Genomic DNA, 10,879 nt, shown 5'->3' with positions numbered 1-10,879 from the left:
CCTTGAACTCCGCCGTGTACATCTGTTTTGGTATCTTCTTCATTGCTGGTCTTTCCAAAGGATCGTTGATTTTACGTTACCTATGGAAGACTAAATTTCGGGGGAAGCTCAGGATACTCCTTAAACTATTGTCCGGATTTCCGGGTCCACTATACTTGGCCTTCAACCAATCTAATCGAATCCATTAGAAATATTAGAAATATTAGAAATATTAGAAATATTAGAAATATTAGAAATTTCGATTGCCAAGAAAAAAGTACAAAGGCTAAATTCAATGGCCACAGTCAAAATCATTTACATCAAAAAAATAGACGTAAACGCCAGCAGACTCGACCAGATCTCCACTAAATTTAATTAACTTTTCAAGCACAACACTATTCATCGAGCGCCTTGCGAATCCCCAAAAGAAAATTCTCCACTGCCGCCACGGCGCGCTCGCGCGGCGTATTTTCCAGTTCCTGGATAATCCGACTGCCGATCACTACAGCATCCGACACCTGAGCCACCGCCTTCGCAGTGGCCCCATCGCGAATGCCAAAACCAACGCCAATCGGTAGCTTGACATGCTTGCGGATTGACGCCACGCGCGCCGCGACTTCGGCCGTATCGATGTTGGCAGCGCCGGTCACCCCCTTCAGTGACACGTAATACGTGAATCCGCGGCCGACCTTAGCCACCTGCTCGATCCGTTTTTCGGTGGAGGTTGGTGCCAGCAGGAAGATCGGGTCCATGTCGTTAGCCTGCATCTTGCCGGCAAATTCTTCACACTCCTCCGGCGGATAATCAACCACGATGGTACCGTCCACACCGGCTTGCTTGGCTGCTGCGATAAAAGTATCGATCCCCATCCGCTCAAGCGGATTAGCATAGCCCATCAAGACCACCGGCGTAGTCGTGTTATCGCGACGAAATTCTCTCACATAGCCGATTACATCATGCAGACTGACGCCGAATTTCAGCGCTCGTTCGCAAGCGCGCTGAATGACAGGGCCTTCGGCCATCGGATCGGAGAACGGCACACCCAGCTCAAGAATATCGGCACCGCCGCGGACCAGCGCATGCATCAGCGGCACAGTCAGTTCTGGTGCCGGGTCACCGGCGGTAATGAAAGGAATTAGCCCCTTCTTGTGATTTGCGGCGAGAGCGGCCAATGTAGCTTGAATTCGGGACATAGTATTTTTTGATATTGTCTGAGGGATTGTGGATTTTTTGGTCCGCAGCAAGCATGGACTGCCGATGCGGACAAGACTCGCAACTGATCCGGATCAGTCCAGCTTCAAACGCTCGGCGACGGTATGCATGTCCTTGTCGCCACGTCCGGAGAGATTGGCAAGAATAATCTTATCCTTCGGCAAGGTAGCCGCCAGCTTGGCTGCATAGGCCAGCGCATGGCTTGATTCCAGTGCCGGGATAATACCCTCAATGCGGCAACAGGTATGGAATGCCGCCAGCGCCTCGTGGTCGGTGACTACCTCGTAGGTGGCGCGACCGCAATCCTTCAGCCACGCATGCTCAGGGCCGACACCCGGATAATCAAGGCCGGCCGACACAGAATGCGTTTCAATGATTTGGCCGTTTTCATCCTGCAACAGATAGGTGCGGTTGCCATGCAGCACCCCCGGAGAACCAAGCGTCAGCGAGGCAGAGTGTTTACCACTGCCCAGGCCTTCCCCGCCGGCTTCGACGCCGACCAGATGCACATCGTGATGATCGATGTACGGATAGAAAATTCCCATCGCATTGGATCCGCCGCCGACGCAGGCGATCACATGGTCCGGCTGACGACCGGTCATCTCCGGCATCTGCACCAGACATTCGTTGCCGATCACCGATTGGAAATCGCGGACCATCATCGGATAAGGATGCGGGCCAGCGACGGTGCCGATAATATAGAACGTATCTTCAACGTTGGTGACCCAATCGCGCATCGCTTCGTTGAGCGCATCCTTCAAAGTCTTGGAACCGGACTCGACCGGTACCACCTTTGCACCCAAAAGATTCATCCGATAGACATTCTGCATTTGCCGCTTGACGTCTTCACTGCCCATGTAGATCACGCACTCGAGACCGAAACGAGCGCAGATGGTGGCAGTAGCGACACCGTGCTGACCAGCCCCGGTTTCAGCGATAACGCGTGGCTTGCCCATGCGCTTGGCCAGCAAGGCTTGGCCGATCACGTTATTGATCTTATGGGCGCCAGTGTGATTCAGATCTTCGCGCTTGAAATAGATCTGCGCACCGCCCATCTGCTCGGACCAGCGCTTGGCGTGATAGATGGGACTTGGGCGACCGACATAATGCTTCAGTTCGCTGTGAAATTCGACCAGAAACTGCGGCTCATTTTGATATTTTGCGTAGCACTGTTGTAGCTCCCCCAGTGCCAGCGTAAGGGTTTCGGAGACAAAGCTGCCGCCGTACATGCCGAAGTGCCCCTTGGAGTCGGGCAGATCGTATTTGGCTACTTGGGGCGACGCGCCGCTAGCGGCAGACCGAGACTCGACATCTTGCTCGGGCAGGTTGAATGCGTTCATGGTATTTCTCTCTATTCTGTGCTGACTCTGTCATGCCGCGCTGATGACACACGGGATTGGGGGGGGGGCTATAAGCCGCCGTTAGCGGCGTCTGCCTGCCGTACCGCATCAATGAATGCGCGTATTTTGGCGGCGTCCTTGATGCCCTTTTGCTGCTCGACGCCACTACTGATGTCGACCGCAAAAGGACCTACGCAGGTTACTGCGTCAGTCGCGTTGTGCACGCTCAAACCACCACTTAAAACGACCTGAGGCGCGAGTTCTTTTGGGATGAGAGACCAATCAAAGACCTTTCCACTGCCACCGTAACCTTCTACCAGCGTATCGAGCAGCAAACCTGCAAACAAACGGCTACCGGAACGATAGCGCTGGGCGTATTCTAACAAATCGGCGGGCACATGCGCAGTCCCGACGCGCATTGCCTGGATAAATGGGCGATTGACACACTGTGCCAGTGCCGCGCTATGCTCGGCAGTCTCGTCACCATGAAATTGCAATAATGATACCGGCGCCTCAGCGACGATATCTGCCAACTGCTGCGGCTCGGCATTGACAAACAGGCCGACAGTGGTGATGAAAGGGGGCACCATCGCCAACAAGCGCGCTGCATGTTGCGGCGTAACGTAGCGCGGACTCTTCGGATAGAACACAAAACCGAGCGCATCAGCACCTGCGGCGATGGCAGCATGAACATCTTGCTCGCGGGTCAGCCCGCATATCTTGATTCTGGTACGGTGGCTCATGGTGCGCGGCATTTCATCTGGAGAAGTTCATCGAAACAAGTTGCTGCAGAAAACCAACAACCAAGACACCTTGATTCCTACAACCATGGCAATAGCGCGGCAGGCTGCCGCGGCAATTGCCATTTTTGATCGTATGCAACCTGGGCCAGATACAAGCCGTCTGGCATAAAGGTCGGCGCGGCACGACTGCGGTCGCGTTGCTGTAACAACTCGGCAATCCATCCTGGCGGCTTGCTGGCGCTGCCGGTATAGATTAAAGACCCGACGATATTACGTACCATGTGATGCAAGAAAGCATTTGCACGCAGGCTGAAAACAATCAGGTCGCCGCGCCGTTCAATGCGAATGTCCCCCATTGTACGTACCGGCGATTTAGCCTGACATTCGACCGCACGGAATGCAGAAAAATCGTGAGTGCCAATCAAATGTGCCGCGGCTAAACGCATCAGGTCGACGTCAAGTGCCCGGAATACCCAGCCAGCCTTCCCCTCCAGCAATGGCGAGCGCACCGGGTTATTATACAAAAGATAATGATAAGTGCGCGTTGTCGCACTGAAACGAGCATGAAACTGGTCTTCCTGTCCCGCATCGGCAATTATCGGCAACTCGTGCGCCCAGCGCACCGCGATTGACGGCGGCAAGAATGCGTTCAGGCCGCGCACCCAAGAAAACGCTTCGCGCGACAAATCTGTGTCGAAATGCACCACCTGCTCAAGCGCATGGACCCCCGAATCTGTGCGCCCGGCACAGGTCGTGCCGATCGCTTTCAGTGTAAATTTTTGCAAGGCGGCTTCCAGTCTGTCCTGTACGGTTTTGCCGCTAGGCTGGGTCTGCCATCCTTGCCAGGGAGTGCCGTCGTACTGCACCCCAAGAACGATCCGTTTCAATGCAACTCCAGTCGTAAAAAAATGAAAACGGGTGCAAGCACCTGCTGGCATTCAATTTGGGAGTCCGACCGCGCGGCACATGCGCAACCTGGCAAGACGATGCGACGTAGTGATGGGCCACGACGAGGATGCGGATAATCAGCAACCGGCAAAAAGGCATGCAACGCCGAGAGGTGCCTCTGGCGTATTCGAGGGAACCGTGCGCCGAGCGCGCAGCATGGGGCTTACTCCCCCTTCACCCTTACCTGCGCTACCAGCGTCTTGCATGCGGGTAGCGTGACAAAGGCGTCCGCTAGCGCACCAACAGCGCCGTGCTGCACCGCTTGTCATTACCCAGCCGGCTTTAAAACATCTGACAAACGCATTTCACAAATTGAGTCTGAGTAAGCTCCAGTGCAACGCTGAGGCCACCAGAAATAAATACCAAACTGTTTTTTATATTACCGCTTTCCTGTTTGTTCTGCGGCCGACACTTACGGCTTGGCCAACAGGGCCTTGGCGGCATCAACCTGGTCTGCGCTGCCGCCCTTCAAGACTTCCTCCAGCAATTCACGCGCTCCATCTTTATCGCCAATTTCCTTGTAGGCGACAGCCAGATCCAGCTTGGTTGCCATTTCTGGATTGCCGACTGCCGCAGCAACATTGTCAACCGCTGTATGTGCCTGAACCGCGTTATCGAGATCCAGATTCATGCCGGAGAGATTAAATTCCAGCGGCGCCACCATCGGCTCTGCATGCTGAGCATAGGTCGGCGTGCCATGCGCGTCGACCGCAGGCTTGGGCTGTGCAGGAATGTCGATATGGGCAGTCGTTGCCTGGTAGGCAGACGGCTGACCGCCAGGCGGAAACTCCAGATCAGTCAGCACGGGTGCTGCCTCAGAAGCGAAAGCCGACTTTTCTGCAGTGGTCGCGGGCATCGGCCTTAATTTGCTATCCAGATCGAAATCCAGCGAATCCAGCATCGCTTTGCCAGCATCATGAGCAGAGAGCAGCACCGTATTCTGATTAGCAGAACCTTCGGCCGCCAACCCTTCCAAATCGAAATCAATGTCATTACCATGCGCTGAAGCAGCAACCGCATGCTTACCGAGTTCGCTATCGGTCAGCGGTTCCAGCAATTGAACCGGCTCGGCTGAGACTAAATCCTCCACCTGCGGCTCTTGTGGCTGGGTCGGCGCGGTAAGTGAGTTGAAATCGAGACCATCCATCGGTTGGGTCGGAGCGGTAATCGAATCAGCTTTGGCGATTACCTGCTCCTGCAGCTTGCCACTGCCGTACAGGGGATTGGCAGGATCAACACTCAAGCCAAGTGCAGCAGCCTGTTGCCAATCTTCACCTTCACCTCGGCTCAGGCTGTACAACTCACTGGCCAGGATTTCAAACGCGCGCGGATCCTTGCGGTTAGCGTAGATTTCCAGCAGCTTGACGCGAATCGCATTGCGGCTTGGCTGACTACGCAGCGCCTCCTTAAGAATTTCCTCAGCTTGCGCATCGCGACCATAGACAATATAGACATCCGCCTCTGCAACAGGATCAACGTTAGTGTCAAGATGACTGACCGATGGCACAAAATTCGAGTTGAAGATGCTGTTCTTGGTATCAACACTTTGGCCGCCGGTCGAACCAAACGGCGAGTTACCTTTTAAGCCCGAATTGGTGATTGGCGCCCCGCTGCTGTCGAGAAATGCCTGTTGGCGAGCCCGGTTGCGGCGATAGCGGAACAGGCCGAGCCCGGCCAACAATGCGACCAGCACACCGCCGACCGGCGGCAATAACGGATTTTCGGAAATGCTGTCAATGAAGCCAGGTTCAGTTGGGGCTGGCACTGCCACTTTAGGCTTGGCTACCGGTGCCACTGCTGGCGCGGTAGGCTTGGCCTCAACCGCTGGAGCTGGAGCTGCATCTGCTGCAGCCGATGCAGTTGCCGCAACTGATGCGGATGCCGGTGCGGTGGCGACACTCGCTACCGGTGCGGCTGGTGCTGCTGCTGGTGCTGCCGGCGTTGCCGGGGCCGCTTTCACGCTACTCGCTTGATTTTGCAGTTCGGCCAGATTTTTATTCTTCAACTCCAGCGTTTTTTGCAAATCGCTGACATTTTTTTCGAGCTCTTTGACGCGCGCCTGAGCCTCTACCTCGGCCTTTTCACGGGCGATTTTTTCTTCGGTCGCAGCTGTAGCGGCGGCTTCCTTGCTGCCAACGGCAGCGCCTGCGGCGGTACCGACTGCCGCAACAGCACCACGCGACAGCTTTAGTTTATCCTTCGATTCACTAGCGGGGGTGGCTTGATCTTCAACTTTGGCCGCAATCTTGCCGCCACCGCTTTGCTTCGATTCAACCGCCTGATTCGCTGCTGCGGCTTCAACCTGGCCGGCCAGCGCATTGCGATAAGTCTTGAAGTCTTTGGATTGCGCCAGCACCACACTACGTGCCTCGGACTGACTGACGCCGCGCGCAACGTCAGCGCCTGGGATAGACAGAATCTGCCCGGAGCGTAAGCGGTTCATGTTCTTGCCAACGAAGGCGGCTTCGTTGTTGCGATAAAGCGCCACCAACATCTGGTCGAGCGAAATACCCGACGGCAGATTATCGTTGGCGATAGCGAGCAGCGTATCGCCCTTCTTGACACGGTAATCGCCGCTGCCTCTCGGGGCTTGATCTGCAACAACCGGGTTAGCGGTGGCGGCAGGGACAGTGCTGCCGACGGCAGCACTCCTCACTGCTTTAGCCGCGGCCGCACGGGTGGCGTCGGTGATGGTTGATGCGGGGCCAGGCTGGAACGAGGCTTGAGGATTCGACGTCGCAACGCTACGATTGGCGCTTGCCGGCACTGAGCCATTTGAGGGTGGGCGCGCAACCGCAGGTGCCGCCAACTGAACCGGCTGATTCTGGCGCTGACCGGCAGGATCGAGTAATACGGTGTATTCACGGACCAGGCGCGACTTGGCGCCGCCCAACTCCATTAACAAATCGACGAAAGGCTCGTTGATTGCCTGACTAGAGGTCACATGAACGAATTTGCGGCCATTGCGCTGATCGATAGCGAACTGCAAAGACAGCAAAGCCGGATTAAAATCAATATTCGCTTGCTGGTAGGTTTCAGGACTGGCAAGCTTAGCTGTCAGCCCGTCGGCCTCATCCGGGCTGACAGCAGTCAACTCAATCTCTGCACGTAACGGTTGCCCCAGCGAGGACAGCACGGTTAATTTTCCCAGCCCGGCGGCTTCTGCACTGGAGATCAGTATTAACGCTGACACAACGGCTGCAGTGAGCGTCTTTAAACCGGTGGAAATTAATGTATTCGAAGAATTCATGTGCATGTTCTGTGGCATGTGGGACTGTCCGTTGGCGTCTATGGAATAACAAAGTGTAATGAAAGCAAATACTGTACCCAGTTTTCTAAAAATCAACACCTCGCGCATTGCAGACGTAACAATAATTCTTCAATTATTAGTCACACTGACAATATATGGGAAGCCCGCTAAGACTCGCACATAGAGAGTACTTAGCGGGCTATTTTGCAATTAAGCAACAATATCACAACTACTGGCGCAAGTCAGGCGTCGAGGACAATCCTCAACATACGACGCAATGGCTCGGCAGCTCCCCACAATAACTGATCACCGACCGTAAATGCTGACAAATATTCGCCACCCATCTGCAATTTACGCAGACGACCGACAGGAATTGTCAGGCTACCGGTCACAGCGGCAGGGGTCAGATCGCGCATTGACGCTTCGCGCTCGTTTGGCACCACCTTCACCCATTGATTATTACTGGCGATGATGTCGTTGATTTCGTCCAACGGTACATCTTTAGTCAATTTGATCGTCAGGGCTTGAGAGTGGCAGCGCATAGCGCCGATACGGACACACAAGCCATCCACCGGAATTGCCTTGCCGCCGTTACTGAAGCCTTCGCCACGACCAAGAATCTTGTTGGTTTCGGCGCCGGCCTTCCATTCTTCTTTAGACAAGCCGCCCCCCAGGTCCTTGTCGATCCAGGGAATCAAATTGCCGCCGAGCGGCACGCCGAAGTGTTTGATTTCATCGGACGACATCGAATGCTGCTTGCCCAGCACTTTGCGATCGATTTCCAGGATCGCCGATTTTGGGTCGTCCAGCAATGCCTTTACTTCGGCATTGATCGAACCAAACTGGGTCAGCAACTCGCGCATGTGCTGCGCGCCGCCGCCGGACGCGGCCTGATAGGTCATGGAGGTCATCCACTCGATCAGATCGTGCTGGAACAGCCCGCCCAGCGCCATCATCATGCAATAGACCGTACAATTGCCGCCGATGTAGTTCTTGACGCCGCGACTGAGGCCGTCTTTGATCACATCCAGGTTGACGGGATCAAGCACGATGATGGCGTCATCCTTCATGCGCAGCGTCGACGCGGCGTCAATCCAGTAGCCGTTCCAGCCTGCTGCACGCAGTTGCGGGAAAATCTCGCTGGTGTAGTCGCCGCCTTGGCAGGTAATAATGATGTCGCATTTTTTCAGCGCTTCAATATCGGTGGCATCTTTTAACGTTGTTTCGTTTTTAGCCAGTGCCGGAGCTTTGCCGCCAGCATTTGAAGTTGAGAAAAATACCGGCTCGATATGGGCGAAGTCGCCCTCTTCCTGCATACGCTGCAACAAGACCGAACCCACCATGCCACGCCAACCGACCAAACCAACCAGTTTCATCATGATTCCCTAACAAAATCGGGGAAAAGCCCCGTACTCCACGGCAGACCCACCTGCCAAATTTCTTTACCCAAGCGCCTTGACCACTGCCGCACCCATTTCGCTGGTACCGACTTTAATAGTACCTGCCTCATAAATATCGGCAGTGCGCAAACCTTGCGCCAGCACCTTCTTGACTGCATTGTCGATACGATCGGCTTGTTCCGCCTTGTTCAGCGAAAAGCGCAGCATCATCGCTACTGACAGGATGGTCGCCAGCGGATTAGCGATGTTCTTGCCGGCGATATCCGGCGCCGAGCCGTGCGACGGCTCATACAAGCCCTTGTTGTTGGTATCCAGCGATGCCGAAGGCAGCATGCCGATCGAACCGGTCAGCATGGAGGCCTGATCCGACAAAATATCGCCGAACATGTTGCCGGTGACGATGACATCGAACTTTTTCGGCGCGCGCACCAGTTGCATCGCGGCGTTATCGACGTACATGTGATCCAGTGCCACGTCGGGATATTCTTTATGCACTTCAGTGACGATATCTTTCCAGAACTGGAAAGTCTCCAGCACATTCGCCTTATCGACGCTGGTCAGGCGCTTGCTACGCTTTTGCGCCGCCTGGAAAGCCACGTGGGCAATGCGACGGATTTCCGACTCTGCGTAGCGCATGGTATCGAAACCTTCACGCTCGCCCTTGAAGGCGCCATCTGGCGCGGTACGCACTCCGCGTGGCTGGCCGAAATAGATATCGCCGGTGAGTTCACGGATGATCAGAATGTCTAATCCTGACACGACTTCCGGCTTCAATGTCGAGGCATTGGCCAGCTCTGGATAGAGAATCGCCGGACGCAGGTTGGCGAACAAGCCGAGATGCTTGCGCAGGCCGAGGATCGCCTGCTCCGGGCGCAACGAGCGCTCCAGGGTATCGTACTGCCAGTCGCCGACAGCACCGAACAGAATCGCACCGGCATCCTTCGCCAGTTTCAGGGTACCCTCCGGCAACGGATGGCCATGCGCGGCATAACCGGCACCGCCGACCGGAGCAGTTTCCAGCTCGAAATTTTCGCCGAGTGCGTTCAGCACATTGACCGCTTGATCAACGATTTCCGGACCGATGCCATCGCCTGGCAAAATTGCTATCTTCATTTTTCCTGAGCTTGAAAAATTCAAAAAATATTGGTTATGTTGATTATTATCGTTGCGCAGCGCCGCGTTAAATCGTGTTGGAGAGCCAAGGCTGGGCGAACAGGTGACGCTCTTCGAAGTCGCGAATCTTGTCCGACTGACGCAGCGTGAGGCCAATATCGTCAAGGCCGTTGAGCAGGCGGTATTTGCGGAATTCACCAATTTCAAACGGATAGCTGATATTGCCGTTGGCGGTAGTAACCAGTTGTTTTTCCAGATCGACTAGCAGGCGGAAGCCCGGAAATGCCTTGACTTCGTCGAACAAACGGTCTATCTGAGCCTCGGACAACACGATTGGCAACAAACCGTTCTTGAAGCAGTTGTTGAAAAAAATATCTGCGAAACTCGGCGCGATCAGGGCGCGGAATCCGTACTGATCAAGAGCCCACGGCGCATGCTCGCGCGAGGAACCGCAACCGAAATTCTTGCGCGTCAGCAAAATCGAAGCACCTTGATAGCGCGACTGATTCAGCACGAAATCCGGATTGAGCGGACGACGCGAATTATCCATACCAGGCTCACCATGATCCAGATAACGCCATTCGTCAAACAAGTTAGGGCCAAAACCGGTGCGTTGGATCGATTTCAGGAACTGCTTTGGGATAATCGCATCGGTGTCGACATTGGCGCGATCCAGCGGCGCCACCAAACCATCCAGTACAGTAAATTTATTCATACTATTTCATTCCAATAATGGTGCGCCACATCGACTGTGGCCTCACATACGGCAATCTTGCCTGCCAGGCGGCTGACTCACTTGAGCTTCCCTCGATTTTTCGTCTTCCAACAGGTGGCTTTTATGCCGCCTGTTTTTCCTGATGTTGCTCAGCGAGCCAGTCATCTAAATACTGGCAG

General features: G+C 54.8%; 8 protein-coding genes. All 8 read right to left on the bottom strand.

Translation table 11 applies throughout. The annotated features are described in order from the left end of the window. Positions 1-374 precede the first annotated feature (374 nt). The gene (trpA, locus tag ACIQ0R_RS07760; protein ID WP_395825837.1) at positions 375-1,172 is read right to left on the bottom strand and encodes a tryptophan synthase subunit alpha; all 798 of its coding nucleotides are present in this window, start codon (positions 1,170-1,172) and stop codon (positions 375-377) included. 93 nt (positions 1,173-1,265) lie between these two features. Beyond that, on the bottom strand, positions 1,266-2,420 hold the full coding sequence (gene trpB, locus ACIQ0R_RS07755; RefSeq protein ID WP_395825840.1) for a tryptophan synthase subunit beta: 1,155 nt from the start codon (positions 2,418-2,420) through the stop codon (positions 1,266-1,268). 179 nt (positions 2,421-2,599) lie between these two features. Next, a complete protein-coding gene (locus tag ACIQ0R_RS07750; RefSeq protein WP_395825834.1) occupies positions 2,600-3,286 on the bottom strand; it encodes a phosphoribosylanthranilate isomerase in 687 nt (228 codons plus the stop codon). Between the two features lie 65 nt (positions 3,287-3,351). After that, on the bottom strand, positions 3,352-4,212 hold the full coding sequence (gene truA, locus ACIQ0R_RS07745; protein WP_395825831.1) for a tRNA pseudouridine(38-40) synthase TruA: 861 nt from the start codon (positions 4,210-4,212) through the stop codon (positions 3,352-3,354). Between the two features lie 422 nt (positions 4,213-4,634). After that, complete coding sequence (locus ACIQ0R_RS07740; RefSeq protein ID WP_395825828.1) at positions 4,635-7,415, bottom strand: FimV/HubP family polar landmark protein; 2,781 nt, start codon at positions 7,413-7,415, stop codon at positions 4,635-4,637. Positions 7,416-7,714: 299 nt separating this feature from the next. After that, a complete protein-coding gene (gene asd, locus ACIQ0R_RS07735; protein WP_395825825.1) occupies positions 7,715-8,848 on the bottom strand; it encodes an aspartate-semialdehyde dehydrogenase in 1,134 nt (377 codons plus the stop codon). Between the two features lie 66 nt (positions 8,849-8,914). After that, positions 8,915-9,985 carry a 3-isopropylmalate dehydrogenase gene (leuB, locus tag ACIQ0R_RS07730; RefSeq protein ID WP_395825822.1) on the bottom strand — a complete coding sequence of 357 codons (1,071 nt, stop codon included), beginning with the start codon at positions 9,983-9,985 and terminating at the stop codon, positions 8,915-8,917. Between the two features lie 67 nt (positions 9,986-10,052). Next, positions 10,053-10,700, bottom strand: coding sequence for a 3-isopropylmalate dehydratase small subunit (gene leuD / locus ACIQ0R_RS07725; RefSeq protein ID WP_395825819.1), 648 nt, complete (start codon positions 10,698-10,700; stop codon positions 10,053-10,055). Positions 10,701-10,879: the final 179 nt, after the last annotated feature.

The sequence above is a fragment of the Collimonas sp. genome, assembly GCF_044339385.1.
Classification (GTDB): Bacteria; Pseudomonadota; Gammaproteobacteria; order Burkholderiales; family Burkholderiaceae_D; genus Collimonas.
The sequence above is the reverse complement of the archived record's forward strand: the minus strand, read 5'-3'. Positions and strand labels throughout refer to the sequence as shown.

Excerpts from the sequence above, each read along its gene's own strand:
- trpA (WP_395825837.1), bottom strand. The coding sequence starts at position 1,172 with ATGTCCCGAATTCAAGCTACATTGGCCGCTCTCGCCGCAAATCACAAG.
- trpB (WP_395825840.1), bottom strand. The coding sequence starts at position 2,420 with ATGTACGGCGGCAGCTTTGTCTCCGAAACCCTTACGCTGGCACTGGGG.
- ACIQ0R_RS07750 (WP_395825834.1), bottom strand. The coding sequence starts at position 3,286 with ATGCCGCGCACCATGAGCCACCGTACCAGAATCAAGATATGCGGGCTG.
- truA (WP_395825831.1), bottom strand. The coding sequence starts at position 4,212 with ATGCCAGCAGGTGCTTGCACCCGTTTTCATTTTTTTACGACTGGAGTT.
- asd (WP_395825825.1), bottom strand. The coding sequence starts at position 8,848 with ATGAAACTGGTTGGTTTGGTCGGTTGGCGTGGCATGGTGGGTTCGGTC.
- leuB (WP_395825822.1), bottom strand. The coding sequence starts at position 9,985 with ATGAAGATAGCAATTTTGCCAGGCGATGGCATCGGTCCGGAAATCGTT.
- leuD (WP_395825819.1), bottom strand. The coding sequence starts at position 10,700 with ATGAATAAATTTACTGTACTGGATGGTTTGGTGGCGCCGCTGGATCGC.